The organism is Saccharopolyspora thermophila (genome assembly GCF_014646075.1).
In the GTDB taxonomy this organism is placed as follows: Bacteria; Actinomycetota; Actinomycetes; order Mycobacteriales; family Pseudonocardiaceae; genus Saccharopolyspora; species Saccharopolyspora thermophila.
Genome location: NZ_BMMT01000005.1, coordinates 104,399 through 130,811 on the forward strand (window position 1 = coordinate 104,399; position 26,413 = coordinate 130,811).

Consider the following 26,413-nt stretch of genomic DNA (forward strand, 5'->3'; position numbering starts at 1 on the left):
TTGTGGACCCATTACCGCCTGACGGCCCGCGGCGACCAGAGCACCGGCCGGATCGTTATCTGGCCGGTGCACCCCCGAGCCTCCGCCAGGTGCCAGAATGGCGGTCGATCGCAAATGGGGGCGTTCGCTAATTCCGGAAAGGGCGCATCGTGACCTGGCAAGACGAGCTGCAGAATCTCGACGCCGAACTCGCGGCGGGACGGATTTCCGCCGAGGAGTACCGGCAGCGGCGAGACGCCGTGCTCGGCCGGGCGCAAGCCGGACAGAACGGACCATCCTCGGGCGGGTTCCCGCAGCAGCAGCCCGGCACGCCGTCCGGGGGAGCGCCGCAGCAGCCCAATCCGTTCCCGCCCGCGTTCAGCTGGGGCGACGCCGCCGCCCAGGGCGCCCAGCAGCAGGGCGCGCGGCCGGAGGAGACCACACAGATCGTGCCGAACCCGCTGGCTGGGTCCGCGCCGCAGCCGCCGCAGGGCGGCTCCGAGACCACGCAGGTCGTCAACTTCGTCCCGCAGCAGCAGCCGCCGCAGTGGCCGACGCCGCAGCCGCAGTGGGGTCCGCAGCAGGGCTGGGGTGCGGCCGACAGCGTGGGCACGCCGTGGGGCGACGACCTGCCGGGCAGCACGCCCGAACACGGCGACGCGTCGTGGATGCGGCAGGGCCCGGAGGTCTTCGAGACCGCGGGCAAGGGCGGCAGGGGCAAGCTGATCGCCGGGGTGTCCATCGGCGCGGTGCTGCTGGTCGGCGTGATCGTCGCCGTGATCTTCTACTTCACCTCGTCCGGGGGCACCGATCCGGTGCCGCCCACCGCCGCGCCCCCGCCACCGGTGAAGACCAAGGAACTGCCCGCCCCACCCGCGCCGCGGGCCAACCCCCCGGCCAGCTCGCAGGAGGTGCTGGTGCCGGTCGCCGGCCCGGCGCACCCGTGGACCGGGGCGCTCGATGTGCCGAGCCTGCAGGGCGCGAAGGGCGGCCTGCTGCGACCGCAGTCGGTGCTCGACACCGCCATTCAGGGCGGGCTGGTCGACGGCTGGTTCAACGGCACCGAGGGCACCACGCCCAAGACGACGCTGCTGGCACTGCAGATGCCCGACTCCAACGCCGCGAAGAGCGTGGTGGACGCCTACCTCGAGGCACAGGAAGGTCTGTCCGCTGTGGACAGTCTTTCGTACCAGGGTGTCAAGGTGGTCGCCACCGGCGGCACCTTCCGCACCGCCTACGTGGCGCACAACTGGGTGGTGATCATCGACGTCAGCGGCTCGTCGGCTGAGAAGTCGGTGGCGCAGGAGATGTTCCGGTCGATCCTCGACCAGCAGATCAACCACCTGCCGCCCACCGTGCGCGACTGACGCCCACCAGCGCTCCCTGGGGCCTCGGCGATCCGCCGAGGCCCCGCGCCGTTCCCAGGCCCGGTTCGGGTGCGGCGGCCAGCGCGGTGGGCCGTCGTGTTCCCAAAAACAGCCTGAAGTTGGGAGCCTGTGGTGTCCCAGTTTTGCCTGAATGTGGGAGCCCCTACCCCGGTGCGGGGTCCCGAGCTCCCAAATTTGCTCGAAGTAAAGAGCTCTCGGGTTCCAGGTTTGCCGGAAATCGGGCGCTCCCGGCGGGGCGGGGTCAGGCTTCGTGGTGGGCGGCGTCGAGGAGGGCGCGCAGTGCTGCGCGGGAGACGTCGGGGCCGAACTGCGCCGCGATGGCCTTCTTGCCCGCCTCCGAGATGCGCTGCCACGCGTCGTCGTCGGTGAGCAGCCGCACCGTGGCCGCGGCCAGACCGGCCGCGTCGTCGGCGACCAGCACGTCACGATCGTCGACGAGGTGCATGCCCTCGGTCGCCACCGTCGTGCCGACCACCGGCACCCCGAGGCTCAGGCTCTCCCCAACCTTGCCCTTCACCCCGGCGCCGAACCGCAACGGCGCGAGCGTCACCCGGCTCACCGCGTACATCGGCTTCAGCTCCTTGACCCAGCCGTGCACCTTGACGCTCGGCCCGGCCAGTTCCCGGACCTCGTCGGTCGGGTTGCTGCCGACCACGTGCAGCACCGCGTCCGGGCATTCGTCCCGCACCAGCGGCATGATCTCGCGCGCGGCCCAGCGCGCCGCGTCGACGTTCGGCGGGTGGTCGAAGCTGCCGACGAACAGCACGTCCCGGCGTCCCTCGACCTGCGCCGGGCTTTGGTCCACTTCGTGCACGTTGGACAACACGCGGACGTCGGCGTCTGGCACGAGTTCCCGCAGCAGCGCCCGCTCGGCCTCCGACACGACCAGCGTGATGTCGCAGGCGCGGGTCAGGCCCAGCTCCATCTGCCGGGAGGCGAACGCCTTGCGGCGCAGCGCCTCGGCGCGCGCGGTGTCGCCCTGCTGTTCGGCGAGCTCGGCCTGCCGTTCCAGGCGCAGGAAGTGCACGTCGACGGTGTCGTAGGCGATCACTGCCTGCGGCGCGCAGGTGCGCAGTTCCTCGACGAGGCTCCAGGCGACCTGCGGTCGCGACAGCAGCGCCAGGGAGATCTCCGAGCCCGCTTCGTGCAGGAACGCCTGCTGGAGCTCCGGGGCGGGCAGCACGGTCACGCCGAGCTGCTGCAGGTCGGTGGTGTAGGGCTGCAGGGCCGCGTGGTTGCCCGGGAAGAACACCACCCGGCAACCGAGTTCGACGAACTGCTCCAGCACCCGGCGGATGCGCACCGAGCCGGAGTCGAAGTCCGGGCGCGGCACCTGGTGGTCCTTGACCAGCACGATCGGCCCGTGGTGACCGCGGGTGCCGCGCTGCCGCGCCAGCCACAGGTTGCGCGGCGATGCCTCGGGCAGGTTCTCGGCGGCGAGCGTGTCGGCCCACTTCTCGACGAACACGCGACGATTGAGCTCCTGGTGCTTCTTCACCCCGCTGCTCAGGTCGGTGCCGTTGGACACGCCCTCGTGGTGCACCACGACCGCCCTGGGCTGCACCACGGTGCGGTATCCGGCGGCGCGCACCGCGAACGCCAGGTCGGTGTCCTCGTAGTAGGCCGGGGCGAACCGGGTGTCGAAGCCGCCGACCTGCCGGAACACGTCGGTGCGCACCAGGATCGCCGCGCCGGAGCAGTAGTCGACGTCGCGGACCACGTTGAACTCGGCGCCGTTCGGGTCGGTGCCGCGACCGTAGTTCCAGCCGGTGCCGTCCGACCACACGATGCCGCCGCACTCCTGCAGTCGGCCGTCCGGGTAGACGAGCTTGGCGCCGACCAGCCCGATGCGCTCGTCGGAGCGCATCGTGTCCATCAGGATGTCCAGCCAGGACTCGGTGACCTCGGCGTCGTTGTTCAGGAAGAACAGGTACTCGCCGCGCGCGTGCTCGGCGCCGAGGTTGCAGGCACCGATGAAGCCGAGGTTGCGCTCGGCGCGCACCAGGCGGACGCCTTCGCAGGCGGCGAGCTTCTCGGCGCTGTCGTCCGGGGAGGCGTCGTCGACGACGATCACCTCGAACGGCACGGACACGATGTGCCCGCCGAGGAAGCGCAGGCACTGCCGGGTGTAGGGCCACTTGCCGTGCACCGGCACGATCACGCTGACCAGCGGGTTGTCGCTGCGGGGCACCGGCAGCGGCCCGGTCTCGACGGTCTCCTCGACCTGCGGGATGCCGGGCTTGCGGCCGAGGATGATCTCGTAGGCGTCCCGCCGCGCGGTGCCGCGCGGCGCCACTCGCTCGACGAGCTGGCGGTACCTGGTCACCGCGCGCTGCACCAGCGCGGAGTTCTGCGCCGCGAGCTCCGCGTTCTCCGCGGCCAGTTCCTCGGCCCGCCGCTCGGCGGCCGCGACGCGTCCTTCGAGCCGCGCGACGGTGTCGCGCAGCCACTCGATGCGCGCCGTGTCGCGCTCCGCGTTCTGCTGGGCCTCACGCAGCTCGCTGCGGAGTTTCGCCTGCTCGCGGATGCTGCGCTCGGCGCGCTGCTCCTCGCCCTGGCGCAGCTTTTCGAGCCGCGCGATGGCGGCTTTGAGCTCGTCGGCCTCGGCGCGGTTGCGCTGGTAGAGCTCGTTGAGCTTGGCGACGTCGGCCACGGCCGCGTCGCGCTGTTCGATGATCGGCGCGACGTCGCCGCCGCGGCGAATGAGGGTGAGGTCGGCGTCGGTGAGGACGGCGGCCGCGGGCAGTTTCGGCAGGTGCCTGTCGGAGGCGATGCCGAGCAGGTAGGTGTGCGGCACGCCCTGGCGGACCGTCCAGGAACCGTTGTCCTGCTTGATGGTCTGCAGGCGCACGCCTTCGATCGCGGTGTCCGGGTCGCCGTGGTCGGCGGGCGCCAGCAGCGAGCCGACGGTGACGTTCTGCTTGAGCACGGCCACGTGCCGGAACGCCCCTTCCAGGAGTTCCTCGTACTCCCGGGCGGTGAGTTCCTTGACGTGGTACGGGTTGTCGTTGCCGTGCTCGTGGCTGTAGACGGCGGTGTCGGGGGTGCTGCTGAAAAACAGCCCGCCCTGGACGAGGCGCGACTTCACCAGGCGCAGCACGGCGTCGTGGTCCTCGACGTGCTCGATGGCCTCGAAGCAGACGATGACGTCGAAGGGCTTGGCGTCGGCCAGCAGGTCGGGGTCGGTGATGGACCCGACGTGGAAGGTGACGTCGCGGCCGCCGTAGTTGCGCTGCGCGTGCTCGACGGTCGCCGGGTCGATGTCGACGCCGACGACCTCGGCGCCTTCGGCGGCGAGCAGGGCGCTGCCGTAGCCCTCACCGCAGGCCAGGTCGAGCACCCGCTTGCCGCGCACGAAGCGGGCTGCCAGGGCGTAGCGGTGGTAGTGCTCGTAGACGACCTGCACGTCGTCGGTCCACGGGACGCAGCGCTCCCCGGTCCACTCGATCAGCCGCTTGTCCATCCGGTCCCTCACTGCGGAAGAAAGTCCCCCAGCAGGCTAGCGCCCCCGATCAGGTGACCGTGGGGATATGCCGTCATCCGATACCTTCCACGATGCGGTCTCGATCTTCCGCATGCGCCCGTCCTCGGCAGGCGCGAAGATGAAAAAGCTCTCATCTGGGTTTCATGTTGCCGGTGCGGTGCGCGGAACAGAGTGGCAGGCATGAGATCGGTTCCCAAGGCGGTGCTGTTGCTGGCGGCGGTGGCGCTGCCGATCGCCGCGGTGCTGGTGAGCTTCGCGGTCACCGACGGTCCCCGCACGCCGCACGTCCCCGCGACGGTGCGGATCGGCAGCTCGGCCGGTCCGGACCCCAGTCACATGCCCCCCGTCTCGACGAACCCGCCCGCCGAACTACCGCCGCCACCGCCGGACGATGATGACGACGACGATGACGACTGAGCGCGCCGCCCCGGCGGCTCGTCCGGCGCGCCCACCGAAGCGGCGCGGCACCCGCGTCCCGGCACGCGCCCAGATCATGGGCTGGCTGCTGCTGGTCCTGGTGGTGGTGCTGCTGGCGGTGATCCTCATCGTCCGCCAGTTCCTGCACAACGACGTCAACAACCAGGTCACCGCGTCGCTGGAGCAGGAGGCGCGCGAGTTCGTGGCGTTCGCCGAACGCGGGCGCGACCCGGTGACGCTGCAGCTGCTCAACGACGCGCCGAGCCTGTTCGACTCCTACCTCAAGCGCCAGTACCCCGACCGCGACGAAGCGCTCATCGGTGTCTGGGAAACCCCGGCGGGGCTGGCGTTGCTCTCCCAGGAGCAGGACGACACCCACGTCAAGAAGGTCGCGCACGACCGGACGGTGCTCGGGCGAATCGCCGCGGCCCCGGACCACCACGGGGTGATCGAGACGCCGTTCGGCGACATGCGCTGGTTGAAGGTGGAGGCGAACCTGGGCCAGGGCGGGCGGGCCTGGTTCGTCATCGAGCGGTTCAGCGCCGACGCCATCGCCGAGGCCGACCGGACCGTGCAGCTGCTGGTTCTGGTCAGCGCGCTGGGCGTGGTGCTGGCCGCGGTGTCGTCGTGGGTTGTCTCCGGGCTGATTCTGGCTCCGGTGCGGCAGGTGCGGCTGACCGCGGCCGAGATCAGCGAGCACGACCTGACCAGGCGCATCCCGGTCGAGGGCCGGGATGACATCGCCGCGCTGGCCGACCAGTTCAACGCGATGCTGGACCGGCTGGAGGACGCCTTCCGCATCCAGCGCCAGTTCGTCGACGACGCCGGGCACGAGCTGCGCACCCCGATCACCATCGTGCGCGGCCACCTGGAGCTGCTCGGTGACGATCCCGCGGAGCGGGAGGAAGTGGTGCGGCTGTGCACCGACGAGCTGGACCGGATGACCCGCATCGTCAACGACCTGCTGGTGCTGGCCAAGGCCGACCGGCCCGACTTCGTCACCCCGGCCCCGGTGTCGCTGGCGGAGCTGACCAGCGACATCGAGGCGAAGGTGCGGTCGCTGGCGGACCGCCGCTGGGTGCTGGCCGACGTCGGGGAGGGCGAGGTCGTCGTCGACGAGCAGCGGGTGACCCAGGCGATGGTCCAGCTGGCCCAGAACGCGGTGCAGCACACCGCGGAGGGCTCGGAGATCCGCATCGGGTCGTCGCTGGTCGACGGGGTGGCGACGCTGTGGGTGACCGACCGCGGTCCGGGCGTCGCCCCCGAGGAGGTGGAGAAGATCTTCGAGCGCTTCGCGCATGGCAGCGGCCCCGGCAAGGGCGGTGCGGGGCTGGGCCTGGCAATCGTGAAGGCGATCGCGGAGGCCCACCACGGGCGGGTGCGCGTGGTGTCCACCCCGGGCGAGGGCGCCACCTTCGGCCTGGAACTGCCCGCGAAACCGCCACACAACGAGGAGACCAGCGGATGAGCAAGATCCTGATCGCCGAGGACGAGGCGGGCATCGCGGCGTTCATCGAGAAGGGCCTGCGCGCCAACGGCTTCACCACCACCGTGGTCGGCGACGGCGACACCGCCCAGAACTACCTGCTGACCGGCGATTTCGACCTGGTGGTGCTCGACCTCGGATTGCCCGGTAGGGACGGCTTCTCGGTGTTGCGGGCGGTGCGGGCGCAGCACGTGACGGTGCCGGTGATCATCCTGACCGCGCGGGACTCGGTGCACGACACGGTCGCCGGGTTGGAGGGCGGCGCGGACGACTACATGACCAAGCCGTTCCGGTTCGAGGAGCTACTCGCCCGGGTGCGGCTGCGGCTGCGCCCGGCGGACCGCGTCCCGGAGGTCACGGTGCTGCGCGAGGGCGAGCTGTCGCTGGATCTGCGCACCCGGCGCGCCCAGGTGCCCGAAGGCGTCGTGGACCTGACGGCGCGGGAGTTCGCGCTGCTGGAGCTGTTCCTGCGGCACGCGGGCCAGGTGCTGTCGCGGGAGCAGATCCTGTCGCACGTGTGGGGCTACGACTTCGACCCGGGGTCCAACGTGGTCGACGTCTACGTGCGGGCACTGCGCCGCAAGATCGGCGCGAAGCGGATCAGCACCGTCCGGGGTATGGGCTACCGCCTCGGCGCCTAGGCGGGTCAGGTGAGGGTGTAGCGGAGGATCGCGGCGGTGGGGCCGCCGTCCGGGATGTCCTTGGCGCGGACCGCCATCACCCGGCCGCCGGACAGCCACACGCGGCGGGCGATCTCGTCGAGCAGCCCGTAGGAGCGGGCGTCCTCGGTCTCCTCGTAGCGCACCCCGCCCGCCTCGTCGATGAAGCCCGGCGTGGTGTTGTCGATGTCGACGAAGACGGTGTCCACCGCACCGAAGGTGGCGTGCCGCGCCACGTCGGAGATGTCGGTGACCGTCCGGCCCTGACCGGTGCGCTGCTCGTACCGCTCGTGCAGCGCGCGCAGCCGGTCCGCGTAGACGTCGTCGAGCACGTCCCGGGCGGCCGAGGCCAGCTCGCGGTCGCTGCTCTCCTCCGGGTTGCCGGTCAGTCCCACCCGGGCCAGTTTCGGGGCGCCGCTGACGGAGCGGAAGATGCTCTGCAGCGGCTCGGTGGCGGCGAGGATCAGCGGCACGTCGTCGCGCAGCACCGGCCGCAGTGCGCGGTCGACCTGGCGGGCGAACTGGGCGATCCGCACCTTGCGGCCCTCGTCGGCCTGCAGCCGCCGGATCGGCGAGCGGTCGGCCGGGTACTCCCGGCCCACGGCGCTGTCGATGTCGGTGGGCATACCGCCCACGTCGACCCGGATGGGCTCCATCTCGGGCAGCACCTCCAGCAGCCGCACCGAGTTCTGCGCCAGCGCGAGCAACAGGGCGGTCTGCGGGAAGGTGATCGAGCGCAGCAGCGGTTTGATGTGGAAACGGTCGGAGACCTCGACCACCTCGCGCAGGTGGTTGGGCAGCCGGAAGGTGTTGATCGCCGCCGGGGTGGCGAAGACGGCGAGGCAGCGGGCCTGGTAGCGGAAGAACTCGTCGTCCTCGGCGAGGTCGGCGAGGTACTCGCCGATCGCGGCGATGCCGGCCTTGTCCGCCCCGGCCTCACGGAGCTGGTCGAGCGCCCGTTCGGCGAGGTTGCGCAGCTGGATGCGCTCGGGTTCGCCGTTGGACGCCGGGTCGGTCGGCAGGTAGATCGACACGCTCTCCGGCGAGCGTGCGGTCAGCAGCGCGTCGACCTGGGCCCGCGTCGGGATGTCGGTGTGCAGGATCGCCATCGAGGACCTCCAACCCGAGACGGTGCGCGCGGCTCCACCCGCCGGGTCGCCCGCGCGCGGCGGCGCGAAACATCCGCCGGGCTTTCCTGTTGGGGGTTCCGCCTGAGTGACCACCCACCCGAATCGGGTGGGAAAGCGGCTAGGGTGGGGCGCGTGAACTCGCACTGGCACCGCGTCCTGCCGCCGCCGTCCGCCTGACGGGCGGCGAACCCACCCCGCGCGCCGGACCTGATCTCGCGCCGGCCGTGCCCGCGCAGCTGTCGCGCTGACTTCGTACGCCCGTTCCGAGTCCCCGTCGGTTCTCGAAACGGAAGAGTTCACCGTGTCCAACGATCTGCTCACCGCATCTCGTGCTACCCGCGGTTTCGCCTCCGGGCCGCTGCTCGTGCTGCTGGCCGCCACCCTGTGGGGCACCACCGGCACCGCCGCGAGCTTCGCCCCGCAGGGGGCGAGCCCGCTGTCCATCGGTGCCGCCACCATGGGTTTCGGCGGCCTGCTGCTGCTCGCCGTGGCCGGCCGGTCGGCGCTGGGCGTGCTGCGGTCCGGCCAGGCCGGGCTGCTGGTCACCGGCGCGCTGGCCGTGGCGGTGTACCCGCTGGCGTTCTACTCGTCGATGGCGCTGGCCGGGGTGGCCATCGGCACGGTCGTCACGCTCGGTTCGGCCCCGGTGTTCGCCGCTGTCCTGGAACGCGTGCTGGACGGCGTTCGGCTCGACGGCCGGTGGGCCATCGCGGCCACGCTCTCGGTGCTGGGGCTGCTGCTGATCACCGGGGGCGGTCCGGCCGGGACGGGTTCGGCCGTGGTGCTGGGCGCGCTGCTGGGGTTGCTCGGCGGCGCGGCCTACGTCGTGTACTCGTGGGCGGCGGCACGGATGATGCGCGGCGGGCACGGGTCTCGTGCGGTGATGGGGGCGATGTTCGGCTGCGGGTCGCTGGTGCTGCTGCCCGTCCTCGCGGTCACCGGTGGTGCGCTGCTCGGTTCGGCGTCGGGCCTGCTCGTCGCGGGTTACCTTGCCCTGGTGCCGATGGGCCTGGCGTACGTGCTGTTCGGTGCGGGGCTGCGGCACACGTCGACGAGCACCGCGACGACGTTGAGCCTGCTGGAGCCGGTGGTGGCCGCGCTGCTCAGCGTCCTCGTCGTCGGTGAGCGGCTGGGTGCGGCGTCATGGCTGGGCGTGGCGCTCATCGGGATCGGGTTGGTGCTGGTCAGCACCCGCCGCTGACCAGTTGTCCACACCTGTGGACAACTCTCTCCACAGCTGTGCACAACCTCCCCCACCAGGAGACGTGTTTCCGCAGGTCAAGACCCTGTGGGCACAGTTGTCCACAGGGGTGTGGAAATCTCCCTCCGGGAGAAGATGAGGCGCTCCTCATCGACCGTTCACGCCCGGCTCAGCACCGCATCCGAGGGTTGGGACGTCGTTTCGCGCGCACCGGTGGTTCGTGAAGATTTTTCACCCCGGGCAATGCTGTGGAACCACTCGAGGGCGTCGAAGAGCACGTCCCGCGCCTGCGGCTGGCGCAGCAACTTCAGCGCAAAGCCGGGTCTGAAGTCGAGCTTCACCGCCGGCAGATCAACGCCCTCGATCTTGTTGAGGCGTTGCCGGAATTCGTCCCGAAGGGCGTCGTCGTCAAACGGGACCCGGACGCGCAGGTGCTGGAAGACGATTTCGAACTTGCCGCTGGGGTACACGGTGCGCGAGAGCAGGAAGCACGACGTCTCGCTGGCTGCGACTCCATAGGACAGGGTTCCGCCCATCTGCGTCCAGGCATTGAGGACCATGAGGACCGCGCTGGCGATCTCGTCGCCTTGCCAATCCTTCAACTGCTGGACGAAGCGGTCCCGCAGTTCTGGATCTTGACCCGGGGCCGGGTCGGGCACGAGCTCGTCGAGATCAGCGCCGATCAACGCGGCCAGTTCCGTGGTGCTGATGCGCTGGCTCTGCGCGGCTCGACCGTGCTCAGTGAAAGTCACGCCTTCAGCTTCGAGGACGTCCCTGGGATCATCGGAGCGCCCGGATTCCAGCCACGCGAAATCCCTTCGAGATCGTGCCGCCGGACTGCAGGACGCGATGCGCGTTCGGCGCTGGCTTGCTGGCCAGCCGCTGCCCGACCGCAATCGGGGAGCTGCCGATCAGGGCCGCGAGATCACATATCCGCGCAGCGTCGCGGTGAGCAGGCTGGTGTCCAGCGGCTCGGCGTGCGCTCAATTATCTCCCGAGCCGCCGCACCAACCTTCGTCTACGCGGCGACGACCGCGGGCTCATCGATCTTCCGCGCCGCATCACCGACCACCACCTCAACGCACCCCCGCCCCAGCCGTCGTCACATCAGGTTGCCCGGGAACAGCAGCAGTGACAAGGAGTCTGTCCCTGCGGGCCAGCGCCTTCGGCGCAACACCGCCCCCAGTCGGCGCTGTTCGTCAAGTCGAGCACCGAATCCCGGCACGGCGTACTCAAGCTGGCGTTGCCCGGGCGGACCGTCAGCGGCCTGCGGCGTAGCCCTGGGCTCCGCGGGCGTTGGCCGCGGCTCGGAGGAGTCCCGTCTCGGGGTCGCGGGAGACCGCCGAAAGGCGGCCCAGGGCCCACGGACCCGCGTCGACGACGTCGTGGCCGCGGCGGCGCAGGTCGTCAAGCGTTCGTTCGCCGAGGCGGGACTCCGCCACCACCCGGCCCGGCTCCCACGCGCGCGGATAGAACGAGCCCGGGAGCGCGCCGGTGTGCCAGGCCGGCGCGTCGATCGCCTCCTGCAGGTTCAGTCCACCGTGGACGTGCGCCAGCCAGAAGCACAGCTGCCACTGGTCCTGCTGGTCGCCGCCGGGCGTGCCGAACGCCAGCACCGGCATCCCGCCGCGCAACGCCAGCGACGGGCTCAGCGTGATCCGCGGCCGCCTGCGCGGCTCCAGGGAGTTCGGCAGCCCGCGATCCAGCCAGAACATCTGCGCCCGGCTGCCCAGGCAGAACCCCAGTTCCGGGATGGTCGGCGAGGACTGCAACCACCCGCCGGACGGCGTCGCGGACACCATGTTGCCCCAGCGGTCCACCACGTCCACGTGCACCGTGTCGCCGCGGCTCTCTCCGGTTGGCAACACGGTGGGCTCGCCGATGCCGACGCCGCTGGGGTCCTTCGCGCCGTCCACGCCGCGCCCCTCGGCGACGTGCGCGGGCAGCACCGGCTGGCGGCCGCCGGGCGAACCCGGGCGCAGCTCCAGCGAAGCCCGGTCGCCGACGAGTGCGCGGCGCTCGGCCGCGTAGTCGCGGGACACCAGGTCCGCGAGGACGCCCGGGGCGGCGGAATCGCCGTACCACGCCTCACGGTCGGCAAAAGCCAACTTCGCCGCCTCCACCGCGACGTGCACCGTGTCGGCATCGGCCACCCCGTCGACGTACCGGATCCGGTCGGTGAGCCCCTCCAGGATGCGCAGCTGCTGCGCCAGCGCGGGCCCCTGGGACCAGATGCCGAACTTCGCCAGCGTCCAGCCACCGGGCAGGTCGACGGTGAGCGGGGTCTCGTAGCTCGCCTCGAACTCGGCCATGTCCTGCGCGGTGATCACCCCCGCGTGGTCCCGGCCGGAGTTGTCGCGGTGCGGGATGCGCACGAACTTCTCCACCGCCTCGGCCACGAAGCCCTGCGACCAGGCACGGCGGGCGGCGTCGAGCTGCGCCTCGCGCCCCGGGCCGACCGCCTCGCCCTCCGCGAGCAGCCGCTCCCACGTGTCGGCGAGCGCGGGATTGCGGATCAGACTGCCCGGCCGCGGCGCGGCGCCGTCGATCAGCCAGAGCCGCGCGGAGGTCGGCCAGTGCTCGACGAACATCTCGCGCACCGTGTCGATGGTCTCGGTGATCCGCGGGACGACGGGAAATCCGCCGCGCGCGTAGCCGATCGCGTACTTCAGCACGTCCCGCAGCGACTTGGTGCCGTGGTCACGTAGCAGCAGCAACCAGCCGTCCCAGGCGCCGGGGACGGTGGTCGCCAGGAAGCCGGTGCCGGGCACCAGGTCAAGGCCGAGTTCGTCGCGGTAGTGGCTGATGGTGGCCGCGGCAGGCGCCGGACCCTGGCCGCACAGGGCACGCGGGCGCGGGTCGGCGGCGGTGGCGAACAGCACGGGGACCTCGCCGCCCGGGCCGTTGAGGTGTGGTTCGACGACCTGCAGGACGAACCCCGCGGCGACCGCGGCGTCGAAGGCGTTGCCGTCGTCCTCCAGCACCGCCATCCCCGCCGCGGAGGCGAGCCAGTGCGTCGAGGTGACCATCCCGTGTGTACCGGCCAGTTCCGGGCGAGTGGTAAACACGTCAACCACCTTAGGCGTGCATCACCCTTACGAGCGGCCGCGTCCGGTCGTCCGGGGCACGACACGCGCGAGCGCGATCCTCGGCGGTATCGCGGAGTCAGCGGGTGCGGCCGACGCCCCGCCAGGACAGGCCCGCCCGGTGCAGCACGTCCGGGTCCAGGTGGTTGCGGGTGTCGACCACGACCGGCCCGGTGAGCACCTCCGCCACCCGGCTCCAGTCCAGCGTGCGGAACTCCTGCCACTCGGTCAGCAACACCAGCGCGGCAGCGCCCTTCGCCGCCTGGTACGGGTCGTCGACCAGCGTCACCGAATCCGGCAGCTCCGGCTCGTCGCCGCGCAGCCCCGGGTCGTGCGCGACGAGTTCCGCGCCGCGCTCGGCCAGCAGGTGCGCCACCTCCAGCGCCGGCGAGTCGCGCAGATCGTTGGTGCCCGCCTTGAACGTCAGACCGAGCAGCCCCAACCGCACCCCATCGAGGGAACCGCCGCAGGCGTCCTGCACCTTCGCCACCATCCGCTCCCGCTGCCGCTGGTTGGACGAGATCGTCGCCCGCAGCAGCGGGAAGTCGAAGTCCACCGCCTCCGCCACCTGCAGCAGCGCCGCGGTGTCCTTGGGCAGGCAGGATCCGCCCCATCCCGGGCCGGGACGCAGGAACGACTGGCCGATCCGGCGGTCGTAGCCCATGCCCTCGGTGACGTCGGCGATGTCGGCGCCCAGCCGCTCGCACAGCTCCGCGATGGCGTTGACGTAGGACAGCTTGGTGGCCAGGAAGCAGTTCGCCGCGTACTTGACCATCTCGGCGCTGGCCGCGTCGGTGAGCACCGTCGGCGCGCCGAGCCGCGCGTACAGCGCCGCCACCCGCTCGGCCGCGTCCTGGCTGTCCGAGCCCACCACGATCCGGTCCGGGTTGAGGAAGTCGTGCACCGCCGAGCCCTCGCGCAAAAACTCCGGGTTGCTGACCACCGGGACGTCCTCGCGGCCGACCAGCTCCCGTAACCGCGCCGAGGTCCCGACCGGCACCGTCGACTTGGTCACCAGCACGCAGCCCGCGGGAAGCACCCCGCGCACCTCGCGCGCCACCGCCTCCACCGCGGCCAGGTCCGCGCCGCCGCCGGCCCCCATCGGCGTCGGCACGCACAGGAACACCACCTCGGCCTCGGCGACCGCGGCGGCGGAGCCGACGACGAACTCCAGCCGACCGGCGGCGATACCCTCCCGCACCAGCTCGGCCAACCCCGGCTCGTGGATGCGCACCTCGCCGCGCGACAGCTCCTCGACCTTCGCGGCGTCGACGTCGCTGCACACCACGCGGTGCCCCAGCGAGGCCAGGCACGCACCGGTCGTCAACCCGACGTACCCGGTTCCCACGACGACGATCCGACGGACGAACACCAGTCCCCTGCCCCTTCGCTCGCGCCCCCAGCGAATCGTGGCACATACCCCGGTCAGCGGAAGTGGCTTCGCGAAGTGTTCACGCGCCGTACGTCCTGCACGACGAGCAGGTGACCGGCCGTTTAGGCTCACCAGCCGTGGAACAGCGACGTCTGGGCGAATCCGGCCTGGTGGTCAGCGCGGTCGGCCTCGGGTGCAACAACCTGGGCCGCCCCGGCACGGCCACCGAATCCCTGTCCGGTGCGCGAGCCGTGGTGGACGCCGCGCTCGACGCGGGGATCACCTTCTTTGACGTGGCGGACGTGTACGGCTCGCCGCGCGGGCGCAGTGAGGAACTGCTCGGGCAGGCGCTGTCCGGGCGCCGCGAGCACGCCATCATCGCCACCAAGTTCGGTATGGACATGCAGGGCAACAACGGGCCCGACTTCGCCGCCCGCGGCTCGCGCCGGTACGTGCGGCGCGCCGTGGAATCGTCGCTGCGGCGGCTCGGCACCGACTGGATCGACCTGTACCAGCTGCACCGGCCGGATCGCCTGACGCCGCTGGAGGAGACCCTGTCGGTGCTCGACGACCTGGTCCGCGAGGGCAAGATCCGCTACGTCGGGCACTGCAACCTGGCGGGCTGGCAGATCGCCGACGCCTCGTGGACGGCGAAGTCGGCCGGGCTGGCGCCGCCGGTGTCGGCGCAGAACCACTACTCGCTGCTCGCGCGTGAGGCCGAGCGCGAGGTCATCCCGGCCTGCAAGCGGTTCGGGGTGGGGCTCATCCCGTACTTTCCGCTGGCCAACGGCCTGCTCACCGGCAAGTACCGGCAGGACCAGGAGCCGCCGGCGGGCAGTCGGCTGGCCAGCCGCAACCAGGTGCTGGCCGACGCCCCGTGGGAGCACATCGAGAAGCTGCGGGCCTTCGCCGAGCAGCGGGGCATCCCGATGACCGCGGTGGCGGTCGGCTGGCTGGCCGCCCAGGAGGTGGTCGGTTCGGTGATCACCGGAGCGACCACGCCCGAACAGGTGCGGGCGAACGCGCTGGCCGGTGAGTGGCGTCCGTCCCCGGACGAGCTGGACATCATCAACACCATCTGCCCACCGCACTGATGGGGTACACGTCTCCCGCTGCTGGATCACCCTGTGTGACAACGGATTTCGCCCGGACGGACAGCAGGTACGCACCGCTGGCCGAAGCGGCGGGGGCTGACGACCGATCACCCTCTTCGCATGGAACTCATCGGGATCGCCGCGCTGTTCGTCGGCCTCGCGTTGCTGGCCGCGCTGCCGCTGATGGGGTTGCTCACGCTGGCCGAGGCGACCTCGAGACGACAGGTGCAGCGCCATCACTGACCGCGGCTTCGCCGCCTGCCCGTTCCGCGTCCGGTGCTGGGCAACGCCGTCCCCAGGTGTTAGACATGCCGGGGTAGCAGCAACGAACGCAAAGGAACGAGCAGATGCTGATCACCGACACCGCGGCGATCGTCACCGGCGGGGCTTCCGGCCTTGGCGCGGCCACCGCCCGAGCGCTCGCCGCACGCGGGGCGCAGGTGTTCGCGGTTGACCTGCCCGACGCCATCGCCAAGGCGCCGGTCGTCGACGGTGTCACCTACACCGCGGCCGACGTGACCAGCGCCGAACAGGTGCAGACCGCCGTGGACCAGGCCGCCGGGACGAGCAGTCCGCTGCGGATCGTGGTGAACTGCGCGGGAATCGGGCCGTCGGCCCGAATCGTCGGCCGCCAGGGCCCGCACGACCTCGACCTGTTCCGCAAGGTCATCGAGGTCAACCTGATCGGCACGTTCAACGTGCTGCGGCTGGCCGCGGCGGCGATCGGCCGGACCGAGGCCGACCAGGACGGGCAGCGGGGCGTGGTGGTCAACACCGCGTCGGTCGCCGCGTTCGACGGGCAGATCGGGCAGGCCGCGTACGCCGCGTCCAAGGGCGGCGTGGCGAGCCTGACGCTGCCCGGTGCGCGGGACCTGGCCTCGTCGGGCATCCGGGTGGTGACCATCGCGCCGGGCATCGTCGACACGCCGATGCTGGCCACCGTCAGCGAGGAGTTCCGCACCGCGCTGGCCGAGAGCGTCCCGTTCCCGAAGCGCCTGGGCAAGCCCGAGGACTTCGCGCAGCTGGCGATCGACATCATCGAACACGACTACCTCAACGGCGAGGTGATCCGGATGGACGGTGCGCTACGCATGCCCCCACGCTGAGCCCCCGCCAGGGGTTCCCACATTCGCCTGAATTGGGAGGTCTGGGCTGGGTGCTTGGGTGGGGTGAGGGCGAACGGTGGGGGTGCTACAGGTCGGCGGCGTAGGGTACCTGGAGGACGTCTTCGGAGGCCATCCACTGCCGGATCGTCCAGGTGGCCCGCACGTCGTCCTCGTTGTAGCGCAGGATCCGGTCACGCTGGGACAGCACCGGCGCGCGCCCGCCGAGCCCCACCGCGTCGCGGTACCAGCGCATCGAGTTCTCCCCGCTGGCCTCGGCGTCCCGCCACCCGAACCCGGCGCTGGGCGCGATCACCTTGAGCCCCTTGCCGTTCGGGCACAGGAACTGCTCGCGGACCGTGGCAAACAGGTCGACCCACTCGGCGGAACCGATGAACTCGCGGACCTCCGCCACCGACGGCACCCCTGGTTTGCCCGCGAACCGCTCCGCGGACGCCAGCAGCCAGCGGTTCTCCGCCAGCTCGTTGTAGCAGTACGCGCGGAACGTCAGGCCGCGCTCGTACGCCCGGCGACGCACCGAGCTCAGCCACGTCCAGAACTCGGCGAACGACCGCGCCTCGTCGTCCGACGGCAGCGGTTCCCAGCTGACGAACGCCCGGTAGCCGGGCGCCTCGCCGACGTCCGCGCCGGACAACAGGCACCCCCACAGGTAGGCGCCCGCGTCGGCGTAGCTCTCCATGTCCACGTCGACTTCCACGTCGGCGCGCGGCACCGTCAGTTCGGGGACCCGTCGCACCAGCGGCAGATCGCGCAGCCACGCCTTGGCGAGCAGCACCGCGTCCCCGTTGCGGACCCCGGTCAACGGCAGCTCATCCACGTCGTCCGGCGACATCGCGGCCAGCTGGTCCACGGTGGACACTCCGATGTCGCGCAGCACCGCGGCGTCCTCACCGCGCACCACCAGGCTCACGTCGCGGGACTCGCGCAGTTGCAGTTCGCAGGTCGGCCACCACGGGCAGCCCTTGCACTCGGTGATCCGGGACGGCAGCGCCAGCGGTTCGGCGCCCGCCGCGGCGGCGGTGGCGACCGCCAACCGGTCGGCGAACCGGGCCTCGTACTCGGCGAGCGCGGTGCGCCCGCCCGGCCAGTTCGGCGTCCGCAGGTCGTGCCACACCACGACGTCCGCCTCGACCCCGATCACCCCGCCGACGTGCCCCGACGCCGCCATCCCGCACGCCTGAAGCAGGCGCACCGCGTGCGCCAGGCGGAGCTGGTCGCGGGGCTGCGGGCGGACCTTGCGGGCCTGGTCGATCGAAGCCGCCTCGGGCACCGGGCGGTCGAGCGGCGACACACGGGCGCCGCTCCCCGGATCGGTGATCTTGTGCCGCACCACCAGCACCGGCACGTAGCCGCTGCCGCTGCGCACCAGCAGGTCGACAGTGCCCCGCCGCCCCCCGGCCGGGTCATCCGGCAGCTGCGCCGCCGAGATGAACGGGGTGCCCGCGCGCATCGCGGCCAGGGTCAGCTCGGCACGGCTGTCGGTGACCCCGCGCGGGATCTCCGTCCACTCCTCACCGAGGACGGCGCTCAGCCACCTCGCCACGGCCTGGCGGTGCTCGGCGGCGTCCGCGATGCGCTGCTCGATGCCCAGGTCGAGCGGGGCCTTCGGCTGGTCAGCCATGGCGGGATCGTGTTCCAGGTGCACGCGTCGACGACAACGCGTCACGACGCCGGCGTCGAGCAGCACCTTCTCCTTCACGGCGCAAGGGTATGCCGTCGCCCCGACACACGCGCCCATCACCCCGGTGACACGACCCGCGTCATCGCTACTCAGCGTGCCCATCCGGTTTCCTTCTGCTGTCGTGGCTCACGGGGTTCGGACTTAGAGTGGCCGCAGCGCAACGGCGGGGGAAGGGGAGGTGTCGGGTTCGGTGAGGAAGCGCACCACCAGGCTCCGGAGGGTCTCGAAGAAGGCCCGCCCCGCCCGGGCCGCCCGGCAGGCCCGCAGGGCCGGCAGGAAGGCGCGCCGGGCCGACGAGAAGCTCACCAAGAGAGTCGACAAGAAGCTCGCCAAGAGGATCAGCGAGGGCGAGCACGGCCGCATCACGCCGGGCAGGGCGAAGAAGGTCATCGGCGTGGCCAAAGTGGTCGTCCCGGTCCTCGTGCCGTTCGCCCGGCACGCCGCGACCGCCGCGCGGGAGCGCTACGACCGGATGCGCGCCCGACACCTCGGCGTACCGGTGGACCAGCTCGGCTCCTTCAGCGGCCGCGGAGCAGCGCTGCACGCCCGCATCGCGGGGGACGCCGAAGCGCTGCGCGACCTGCGGACGCAGTCGGCCGGCAACGACGAGGTGAGCCTGGCCGCGGAGCAGTACGCGGAGCGGACGGCGGCGCGGCTGGCGCAGCTGACCAGCGCGGTGCGCGCCGCGGAGCGGATGCCCGCGCAGCGGCGGAGGTCGGCGCACCGCGCGGTGGACGCGGAGCTGGGCGAGATCGAGGACGAGCTGCTGACCCGCTTCGGCATCCGCGCCCGCACCAGGTAGCCCCCGGCGCGGGACCGTTCGGGTACGCGACGCCACCCGCGCCCGCCCGTGCTCACCGGGCGGAGCCGGGGAGGGTGACGAGGCCCTGCTCGACCATCCAGTCGCGGGCCACCTCGGCCGGGTCCCGGCCCGCCACGTCCACCTGGGCGTTGAGCCTGAGCAGCTCCTCGTTGGTCAGCTTCGCCGACACCGGCTCGAACACGCTGGTCAGCTGCGGGTACCGCGCCAGCAGCTCGGCCCGGGTCGTGATGCCGATGTTGTAGCGGGGGAAGAACGACCGGTCGTCGGCCAGCACCTTCAGGTTCAGCGCCTGGATCCGGCCGTCGGTGGTGAACACCTCGCCGAAGGTGCAGGTCCCGTCCGCGGTGGCCTGGTAGATGCTGCCCTCGGTGAGGACCTTGATCTTCGATTGGTCCACAGTGAATCCGTACTCCTGCTGCACCCCGGGAAACCCGTCGTTGCGGTTGGCGAACTCGGTGTCCACGCAGAACGTGGCGTCCTCCGGGTGCTCCGCGACGATCCGCGGGATGTCCGACAGTTTCGTCACGCCGAGCCGCCGAGCCGCGTCCTGGTTGACCGCGAACGCGTACGTGTTGTCCACGTTGTAGTCGATCGCGGTCCAGGCGATCCCGTGGCGCTGCAGATCCTGCTGCCGGACCGCCTCGAACTGCGCGCGAGCGTCCGGGATCGGGTCGGGGTTGCCGTTGTAGCTGATCCACGACGTCCCGGTGTATTCCCACAGGATGTCGATCTCGTCGTTCTCCAGCGCGTGCCGGGCCGTGGAGGATCCGACGATCGCGCTGAGGTCCCGCACGTCGGCCCCGGCCGCGGACAGCGCGAACTGGGCGATGTAGCCGAGGACGATCTGCTCGGTGAAGTTCTTCGACCCCACCGTGATCGTGACGCCCTCCAGCTCCGGGATCCGCTGGATGGAGCCGGGCTCCACGGCCAGCGGGATCGAGCCGCCGGAGCTCAGCCCGCAGCCGGACAGCAGCACGCCGGCCATCGCCACCGAGGCCAGCTTCAGTGCGCCGCGACGCGACGTCCGCAGGTTCATCGCAACCCCCTCGGCGACAGGAACGTCTCGGCCAGCGCGCCGAGCCAGTCGACCAGCAGCGCCAGCGCCATCGCCAGCACCGCGCCGACGATCATCACGGTCCAGTCGTTGAGCTTGTAGCCGGTGTCGATCATCTGGCCGAGCCCGCCGGCGCCGACGAACAGCGCGAGCGTCGCGGTGCCCACGGCCAGCACCAGCGCGGTGCGCAGTCCGGCCAGGATGTAGGGCACCGCCAGCGGCAGTTCGATGCGCACCAGGACGCGCCGGGCCGACATGCCGATGCCACGGCCGGCGTCGACCAGCGCGGGGTCGACCTGCTGCAACCCGACGATGGTGTTGCGCAGCACCGGCAGCAGCGCGTAGAAGGCGATCGGCAGCACCGCGATCCAAAATCCGGTGGCACCGCCGGTGACCAGGAAGAACAACACCAGCAGGCCCACCGACGGCGCGGCCTGGCCCACGTTGGCGATGCCGACGACCACCGGTGTCGCGCGGCGCGCCCACGGCCGGCTGAGCAGCACGCCCAGCGGCACCGCGACCAGCACCACGATCACCGCGACCACGAAGCTGATCAGAAAGTGGGTCCAGGTCAGGCTCAGGATCGTGGCCGCGTTGATGTTGCGCGCGGTCACCTCGTTGCCGTCCTGGCCGAACGCCCAGACCAGCACCGCGGCCACCAGCGCCACGACCGCCACCGGCTGCGCCAGCAGCCGCAGCCGCTCCGCCCGGCGGAAACCGGAGTCCGAGGCGAACTGGCTGCTCATGACTGGTCCTCGCCCGGATCGGCGTGCTCCTCGCGCAGCGCCTTGATGGTGTTCATGACCGTGTCGATGTCCACCACGCCGACGTACTCGCCGCGCGAGCCGGTGACCACGGCGACACCGTCGTCGTCGGTGAGGATGGCCTCCAGGGCGTCCTGCAGCGTCGACGACATCGCCACGCTGTCCTCCACCGGTCGCCCGGCGCGCTCCAGGGACGACACCGCACCGGCGTCGCGGGCGGTGGCCCAGCGTAGCGGGCGGTTGCGCCGGTCCAGGACCAGGCCGATCGCGCCCCGGCGGGAGCCGAGCCGCTCCCGGAGCGCCGACGGCGGCTCGTCGACGGTCGCGGTGGGCACCTGGCTCACCTCGATCTCGCGCACCCGGCGCAGCGTGAGCTGCTTGAGCGCGGCGCCCGCGCCGACGAACCCGGCGACCGTGTCGTCGGCCGGGTTGGCCAGGATCGCCTCCGGCGTGTCGTACTGCAGGATGCGGGACCGCTCGCCGAGCACCGCGATCCGGTCACCGAGCTTGACCGCCTCGTCAAAGTCGTGCGTGACGAACACGATCGTTTTGCCCAGGTCTGCCTGCAGGCGCATCAGTTCGTCCTGCAGCACGCCGCGGGTGATCGGGTCCACCGCGCCGAACGGCTCGTCCATCAGCAGCACCGGGGGGTTCGCCGCCAGCGCCCGCGCCACGCCGACGCGCTGCTGCTGGCCACCGGAGAGCTGCCGCGGGTAGCGGTCGCGGAACTCCGCGGGGTCCAGGTTGACCAGGTCGAGCATCTCGTCGACCCGCTCGCGGATCCGCTTGCGGTCCCAGCGCAGCAGGCTGGGCACCATGCCGACGTTCTCGCCGACGGTCATGTGCGGGAACAGGCCGGCCTGCTGGATCGAGTAGCCGATCTCGCGGCGCAGCAGGTCCGGGTCGAGGCCGAGCACGTCCTGTCCGCCGATGGTGATCCGCCCGGAGGTCGGCTCGATCAACCGGTTGATCATCCGCATGGTGGTGGTCTTGCCGCTGCCGGAGGGCCCGACCAGCACGACGGTCTCGCCCGCCGGGATGGTCATGGTCACCGACTCCACCGCGGGCAGCTTCTGCCCCGGGTAGCGCTTGGAGACCTCTTCCAGGCGGATCTCCACGCCGTGCCCGTTTGTCGGAGGGTTGTTGTCAGCCACGGATACCTCTCGAAGTCGTCAACCGCCCGATCAGCACGAAGACCGCGTCCAGCAGCAGGGCCAGGACGATCACGCCGACGGTGCCGGCGACGGCCATGTTCAGCGCGTTGGCGCCGCCGAGCTGGCCGAGCCCACTGAAGATCAGGTTGCCCAGGCCCGGACCCTTGACGTAGGCGGCGATGGCCGCGATTCCCATCAGCATCTGCGTGCTGACCCGCATGCCCGCCAGGATCGCGCGCCAGGCCAGCCGCAGCTCGACGCGCGTGAGCACGGCGAACCGGCTCATGCCGATGCCACGCGCGGCGTCCAGGATCGGTTGGTCGACCGTAGACAGTCCGACGATCGTGTTGCGCACGATCGGCAGCAGCGCGTAGAGCACCAGCGTCACCACCGACGGCGCCACGCCCAGCCCGAGCACCGGAATCAGCAGGCCGAACAGGGCGAACGACGGAACCGTCAGGATCGCGCTGGACAGGGCGGTGGCGATCGCCGCCCCGGCGGGGCTGCGGTAGACCGCAACCCCGACCAGGACGCCGACGATCGTCGCCAGCACGATGCACTGCACCACCATGCTGGCGTGCTGGAACGAATCCACCAGCAGCGACTGCCACCTGGACGCGACGTAATCCAGGAAACTCACTCGCTACTTTTCCTTCTTCTCGTCACCGTTGTCCTCGACGGGCGTGGTGACCAGCTGGAACTCGCCGTCGTGCTCCTCGGTGCCGATGATGACCGCCTGCTCCAGCACCTCGGCGCCCTTGGCGTCGCGCAGCGTGATCGGGTCGCTGCGCAGGTCCTTGAGCAGGGCCACGCACATCAGCACCATGACGATGGCGAACGGGAGCGCACCGATGAAGGTCAGGTTCTGGATGCCTTCCAGCGCCTTGTCCCCACCGCCGCCGATGACCAGCATGATCGCGGCGACGGCACCGGTCGCGGCACCCCAGAAGATCACCACCCACTTGCTCGGCTCGATGGCGCCGCGCTGGGACAGCGTGCCCATCACCACCGACGCCGCGTCCGCACCGGAGACGAAGAAGATCGCCACCAGGAACATCACCAACACCGCGGTGACCAGCGGGAACGGCAGGTGGTCGAGCACCGCGAAGGTCTGCGCCTCCGCCGAGCCGTCGCCGTAGACGCCGTTGCCGGCCTTCTGGCTGTCGATCGCGGCACCGCCGAAGATCGCGAACCAGATCAGGCTGACCACGCTGGGCACCAGCAGCACGCCGCCGACGAACTGGCGGATGGTGCGGCCCCGGCTGATGCGGGCGATGAACATCGCCACGAACGGCGTCCAGGAGATCCACCAGGCCCAGTAGAAGATGGTCCAGCCGGCCAGCCACTCCTGCATCTCCGCGCCGCCGGTGGCCCCGGCCCGCGAGGCCATCTCGCCGAACTCGCTCAGGTAGGACCCGACGGCGGTGGGCAGCAGGTCCAGGATGAACACGGTCGGCCCGACCACGAACACGAAGACCGCCAGCACCGCGGCGAGCACCATGTTGATGTTGGACAGCCACTGGATGCCCTTGGCCACGCCGGAGACCGCCGAGAGGATGAAGCAGACGGTCAGCACGGCGATGATGGCCACCAGGACGTTGGTGCCGGCCTCGCCGATCGGCCAGCCGGCCGCCTGCATCCCGCTGCGGATCTGCAGGGTACCGATGCCCAGCGAGGCGGCGGACCCGAACAGCGTCGCGAACAGCGCCAGGATGTCGATCAGCTTGCCGATCGGCCCCTCGGCGTTGCGCTTGCCGATCAGCGGCAGGAACACGCCGCTGATGGTCTGCTTGCGGCCGCGGCGGAAGCTGCTGTAGGCGATGGCCAGACCCGCCACGGCGTAGATCGCCCACGGGTGTAGCGTCCAGTGGAACAGCGAGGTCGCCATGGCCGTCCTGATGGCCTCCTCGCTCTCGCCGGGCACGGTGCCCGGTGGCGGGGAGACGAAATGGCTCAGCGGCTCGCTGACGCCGAAGAACATCAGACCGATGCCCATACCGGCGCTGAACATCATGGCTATCCAGGACACCGTGCGGAACTCCGGCTGCTCGCCGTCCTTGCCGAGCGGGATCCTGCCGTACTTGGAGAAGGCCAGGAACAGGGCGAAGATGACGAACGCGGTGGCCGCCAGCACGAAGCCCCAGCCGGTGTTGGCGAGCAGCCAGCTCAGCGCCGCGGACGAGGCGGTGCTGAGCGAGTCGGTGCCCACCGCGCCCCAGACCACCACCGCGAACATGATCAATGCGGTGACGCCGAAAACCGCCCAGTCGGTGCGGGGTTTCCCGGCGAACTCGGGGCTGCCTTGCAGTTCGGTTGAATGGTGAACCCTGGTTGGGTCACCACTTCGTTCTGTTTCGGTCGACACAGGTTTCGGCGTCGACTTTCGGCGACGCCCCCTCCTCTCCGTCGTCGTCAGTTACGACGATCCGCACTAATCGGGCCAGCGGGTGTGCAGGTTGGGTAGCTCGGACCGTCTGCAACCCGTAAACCGTGACCCAGTTGGGTGAACAAGGCAAGCGCACCTGCGGTCAGCGTGGCCGAACCGACACCTAGACTTGATGCTCGTGGCGGTCCAACTCGCACCTACGCAGGGCGCACTGCGCGTCCTGCGGGGGGGCGGCGTTGCCCTCACGTCAGCGTCACTGTCCGTGGCCGCGCACGCGGCCGCGGGCGGTTCGTTACCCGATCCGGGGCCGACCGCCGTGATCACCGCCCTGCTGGCCGGTGCCGGGGTCGCGCTCGCTGACCGCCAGCGCGGGCCGGGGGGCATCCTCGGGGCGCTGGCGGCCAGTCAACTGGCACTTCACGTGTTTCTCCAGCTCGTGGCGTCGCACCAGGACGGCGCCGGGCACCCCGGGATGCCGTTCTCGCCGCTGGCCATGACGCTGGGCCACGGCGTGGTGGTGCTGCTGACCGGGCTCGCGATGGGCCACGCGGAGCGTGCACTCTTCGTAGCTGCCCGCCTGCTGGCCCGGGTGCTGCCGCGCCGCCCGAAGCCGCTACTGATCGTGACCGCGCTGCGCACGGTGTGCATTCCCGCGACCACGGTGCGTATCCTCGCGCAGCTCTTTCATCAGCGCATACACGCCCGCAGAGGGCCTCCGAAATCTCCCGCACGAGCGACCGGTCGCGCGGATTCCGCCACGTGGCGGTTGCTCTTTCGTCATTCCAGCGCCTATACGCGCGCGGATATAACAAGACAACGGGAGATTTCAAGTGAACATGTCGACAAATCGATTCGCGGTGCGATCCGCGGCGCTGACGGCGGCCTGCGGGATCGTTGCACTGTTGGGAACGGGGACGGCTTTCGCACACGTGACGGCACAGCCGGGCAAGGCGGAGAAGGGCGGCCACGCAAAGATCGCATTCCGCGTCCCGAACGAGCGGCCGAACGCCTCGACCGTGCAGGTCAAAGTGACGTTCCCGGAGCAGTTCCCGCTCAGCTCGGTGCGCACCAAGCCGATGCCCGGCTGGACCGCGCAGGTGGAGCGGGTGAAGATCGCGCCGGTTGTGGTGGAGGGCGCCCAGATCGACGAGGCTGTGCGCAGCATCACATGGACCGCGCAGCCCGGCACCCGGATCGGGCCGAACGAGTTCACCGAGTTCGAGGCAACCCTCGGAACCCTGCCGGTCAACACCGACCGGCTCGTGATGCCCACCACACAGACCTACGACAACGGCGAGGTGGTGAACTGGGACGCGCCGCCACCCGCCCCGGGTGCCGAGGAGCCGGCGCACCCGGCTCCGACGCTGGAGCTGGTCGACGAGGCCGAGGGCGAGCACTCGCACGGCGCGGCACCCGCCCCGGAGGCGAGCGCGGGGTCCGCCGACGACACCGCCCGCTGGCTCGGTGGTGCCGGACTCGGGGTCGGCGCGCTGGGCCTCGGCGTCGGGGTGGGTGCCCTGGTGCGCAGCCGGAAGGCGCAGCCATGAGGCGCGTGCTCGCGATCGCCGCGCTCGCGCTGGTGGCGCTGTTCGGCGGCGCGGGCACCGCGCTGGCGCACAACGTGCTGGTCAGCAGCGACCCGCCGGAGGGCGCGCAGCTCGCCGTCGGGCCGAGCGAGGTCCGGTTGACCTTCGACCAGCCGGTGCGCGCCGGCGAGGGCTACAACACGGTGACGGTGGTCGGCCCGGACGGGATGTACTGGACCGACGGGCAGGTGCGGGTTGAGGGCACGTCGGTGATCGCGCCGGTCCGCCAGCTCGGCCCGGCCGGGACCTACACGATCGGCTACCGGATCCTGTCCAACGACGGCCACCCGGTCCCGGGCAAGGTCACCTTCACCCTGACGGCCCCGGGCGGCGGCACCCCGGCCCCGCCCCCGCAGCACGCGGACCACCCGGACCAGCAGGCGAACCCGGCGGAGCCGGGGGGCATGCCGGTCTGGCCGTGGATCGCGGGTGCGGTGGTCCTGGTGGTTCTGGGCCTGGTCCTGGCCCTTCGCCTCGGCAAGCCCAGGAGCTGACCCGATCAACCGACGAGTGACGGGCACCTTTCGACCGAGCAGGTGAAGGTG

Annotated in this window: 23 protein-coding genes; 11 read left to right on the forward strand and 12 right to left on the reverse strand. The window is 71.2% G+C overall.

The window, feature by feature from the left end; translation table 11 throughout:
• The first annotated feature begins 149 nt into the window (after positions 1–149).
• Positions 150–1,346 carry a hypothetical protein gene (locus tag IEY17_RS09665; RefSeq protein ID WP_188986974.1) on the forward strand — a complete coding sequence of 399 codons (1,197 nt, stop codon included), beginning with the start codon at positions 150–152 and terminating at the stop codon, positions 1,344–1,346.
• Between the two features lie 262 nt (positions 1,347–1,608).
• Here the strand turns inward: IEY17_RS09665 and IEY17_RS09670 are convergent, their stop codons facing one another.
• The gene (locus tag IEY17_RS09670) at positions 1,609–4,830 is read right to left on the reverse strand and encodes a glycosyltransferase (protein WP_188986975.1); all 3,222 of its coding nucleotides are present in this window, start codon (positions 4,828–4,830) and stop codon (positions 1,609–1,611) included.
• Positions 4,831–5,031: 201 nt separating this feature from the next.
• Here IEY17_RS09670 and IEY17_RS09675 point away from each other — a divergent pair, with 201 nt between their 5' ends.
• From IEY17_RS09675 to IEY17_RS09685, 3 genes are read left to right on the forward strand one after another with little or no spacing between them, the layout of a single operon-like run.
• The gene (locus tag IEY17_RS09675; protein WP_188986976.1) at positions 5,032–5,268 is read left to right on the forward strand and encodes a hypothetical protein; all 237 of its coding nucleotides are present in this window, start codon (positions 5,032–5,034) and stop codon (positions 5,266–5,268) included.
• Positions 5,258–6,736 carry a sensor histidine kinase gene (locus IEY17_RS09680; RefSeq protein ID WP_188986977.1) on the forward strand — a complete coding sequence of 493 codons (1,479 nt, stop codon included), beginning with the start codon at positions 5,258–5,260 and terminating at the stop codon, positions 6,734–6,736. The genes IEY17_RS09675 and IEY17_RS09680 overlap by 11 nt, the downstream gene beginning before the upstream one ends.
• Positions 6,733–7,395, forward strand: coding sequence for a response regulator transcription factor (locus IEY17_RS09685; protein WP_188986978.1), 663 nt, complete (start codon positions 6,733–6,735; stop codon positions 7,393–7,395). Before IEY17_RS09680 ends, IEY17_RS09685 begins: the two co-directional genes overlap by 4 nt.
• A gap of 5 nt (positions 7,396–7,400) precedes the next feature.
• Here IEY17_RS09685 and IEY17_RS09690 read toward each other — a convergent pair whose 3' ends face one another.
• On the reverse strand, positions 7,401–8,522 hold the full coding sequence (locus IEY17_RS09690; RefSeq protein WP_188986979.1) for a baeRF11 domain-containing protein: 1,122 nt from the start codon (positions 8,520–8,522) through the stop codon (positions 7,401–7,403).
• Positions 8,523–8,844: 322 nt separating this feature from the next.
• Here IEY17_RS09690 and IEY17_RS09695 point away from each other — a divergent pair, with 322 nt between their 5' ends.
• The gene (locus IEY17_RS09695; protein ID WP_188986980.1) at positions 8,845–9,744 is read left to right on the forward strand and encodes a DMT family transporter; all 900 of its coding nucleotides are present in this window, start codon (positions 8,845–8,847) and stop codon (positions 9,742–9,744) included.
• A gap of 158 nt (positions 9,745–9,902) precedes the next feature.
• Here the strand turns inward: IEY17_RS09695 and IEY17_RS09700 are convergent, their stop codons facing one another.
• The 3 genes from IEY17_RS09700 to IEY17_RS09710 all read right to left on the reverse strand — a co-directional run bounded on the left by IEY17_RS09700 (position 9,903) and on the right by IEY17_RS09710 (position 14,202).
• Positions 9,903–10,496: a hypothetical protein gene (locus IEY17_RS09700; RefSeq protein ID WP_188986981.1), complete on the reverse strand. Its 594-nt coding sequence runs from the start codon at positions 10,494–10,496 to the stop codon at positions 9,903–9,905.
• Between the two features lie 507 nt (positions 10,497–11,003).
• Positions 11,004–12,812: a gamma-glutamyltransferase family protein gene (locus IEY17_RS09705; RefSeq protein WP_188986982.1), complete on the reverse strand. Its 1,809-nt coding sequence runs from the start codon at positions 12,810–12,812 to the stop codon at positions 11,004–11,006.
• Positions 12,813–12,909: 97 nt separating this feature from the next.
• On the reverse strand, positions 12,910–14,202 hold the full coding sequence (locus IEY17_RS09710) for a UDP-glucose dehydrogenase family protein (RefSeq protein WP_188986983.1): 1,293 nt from the start codon (positions 14,200–14,202) through the stop codon (positions 12,910–12,912).
• Positions 14,203–14,339: 137 nt separating this feature from the next.
• Between IEY17_RS09710 and IEY17_RS09715 the strand changes: the two genes are divergently transcribed.
• The 3 genes from IEY17_RS09715 to IEY17_RS09720 all read left to right on the forward strand — a co-directional run bounded on the left by IEY17_RS09715 (position 14,340) and on the right by IEY17_RS09720 (position 16,402).
• Positions 14,340–15,296 carry an aldo/keto reductase gene (locus IEY17_RS09715; protein WP_188986984.1) on the forward strand — a complete coding sequence of 319 codons (957 nt, stop codon included), beginning with the start codon at positions 14,340–14,342 and terminating at the stop codon, positions 15,294–15,296.
• 120 nt (positions 15,297–15,416) lie between these two features.
• Positions 15,417–15,539, forward strand: a complete 123-nt coding sequence (locus IEY17_RS25770) for a hypothetical protein (protein WP_268240316.1) — start codon at positions 15,417–15,419, stop codon at positions 15,537–15,539.
• Between the two features lie 104 nt (positions 15,540–15,643).
• Positions 15,644–16,402, forward strand: a complete 759-nt coding sequence (locus tag IEY17_RS09720) for an SDR family NAD(P)-dependent oxidoreductase (RefSeq protein ID WP_188986985.1) — start codon at positions 15,644–15,646, stop codon at positions 16,400–16,402.
• Positions 16,403–16,487: 85 nt separating this feature from the next.
• Here the strand turns inward: IEY17_RS09720 and IEY17_RS09725 are convergent, their stop codons facing one another.
• Positions 16,488–18,119 carry a TM0106 family RecB-like putative nuclease gene (locus tag IEY17_RS09725; RefSeq protein WP_188986986.1) on the reverse strand — a complete coding sequence of 544 codons (1,632 nt, stop codon included), beginning with the start codon at positions 18,117–18,119 and terminating at the stop codon, positions 16,488–16,490.
• Positions 18,120–18,291: 172 nt separating this feature from the next.
• On the opposite strand from IEY17_RS09725, the gene IEY17_RS09730 reads away from it, so the two are divergent.
• Entirely contained in the window at positions 18,292–18,903 is a 612-nt protein-coding gene (locus IEY17_RS09730) for a DUF6474 family protein (RefSeq protein ID WP_229679984.1), read from the forward strand.
• Positions 18,904–18,955: 52 nt separating this feature from the next.
• Here IEY17_RS09730 and IEY17_RS09735 read toward each other — a convergent pair whose 3' ends face one another.
• From IEY17_RS09735 to IEY17_RS09760, 6 genes are all read right to left on the reverse strand, one after another.
• The gene (locus IEY17_RS09735) at positions 18,956–19,960 is read right to left on the reverse strand and encodes a glycine betaine ABC transporter substrate-binding protein (RefSeq protein WP_229679985.1); all 1,005 of its coding nucleotides are present in this window, start codon (positions 19,958–19,960) and stop codon (positions 18,956–18,958) included.
• The gene (locus IEY17_RS09740) at positions 19,957–20,724 is read right to left on the reverse strand and encodes an ABC transporter permease (protein WP_188986987.1); all 768 of its coding nucleotides are present in this window, start codon (positions 20,722–20,724) and stop codon (positions 19,957–19,959) included. Before IEY17_RS09740 ends, IEY17_RS09735 begins: the two co-directional genes overlap by 4 nt.
• The gene (locus tag IEY17_RS09745) at positions 20,721–21,896 is read right to left on the reverse strand and encodes an ABC transporter ATP-binding protein (protein WP_188986988.1); all 1,176 of its coding nucleotides are present in this window, start codon (positions 21,894–21,896) and stop codon (positions 20,721–20,723) included. Before IEY17_RS09745 ends, IEY17_RS09740 begins: the two co-directional genes overlap by 4 nt.
• Positions 21,889–22,536 (reverse strand): ABC transporter permease, encoded by a 648-nt coding sequence (locus IEY17_RS09750; protein ID WP_188986989.1) that lies wholly within the window; start codon positions 22,534–22,536, stop codon positions 21,889–21,891. The genes IEY17_RS09745 and IEY17_RS09750 overlap by 8 nt, the downstream gene beginning before the upstream one ends.
• A gap of 3 nt (positions 22,537–22,539) precedes the next feature.
• Complete coding sequence (locus IEY17_RS09755) at positions 22,540–24,204, reverse strand: BCCT family transporter (protein WP_188987119.1); 1,665 nt, start codon at positions 24,202–24,204, stop codon at positions 22,540–22,542.
• A 370-nt stretch (positions 24,205–24,574) separates the two neighbouring features.
• Positions 24,575–24,790 (reverse strand): hypothetical protein, encoded by a 216-nt coding sequence (locus tag IEY17_RS09760; RefSeq protein ID WP_188986990.1) that lies wholly within the window; start codon positions 24,788–24,790, stop codon positions 24,575–24,577.
• A gap of 328 nt (positions 24,791–25,118) precedes the next feature.
• On the opposite strand from IEY17_RS09760, the gene IEY17_RS09765 reads away from it, so the two are divergent.
• Both IEY17_RS09765 and IEY17_RS09770 read left to right on the forward strand, forming a co-directional pair.
• A complete protein-coding gene (locus IEY17_RS09765) occupies positions 25,119–25,829 on the forward strand; it encodes a YcnI family copper-binding membrane protein (RefSeq protein ID WP_188986991.1) in 711 nt (236 codons plus the stop codon).
• On the forward strand, positions 25,826–26,362 hold the full coding sequence (locus IEY17_RS09770; RefSeq protein ID WP_188986992.1) for a copper resistance CopC family protein: 537 nt from the start codon (positions 25,826–25,828) through the stop codon (positions 26,360–26,362). Before IEY17_RS09765 ends, IEY17_RS09770 begins: the two co-directional genes overlap by 4 nt.
• Positions 26,363–26,413: the final 51 nt, after the last annotated feature.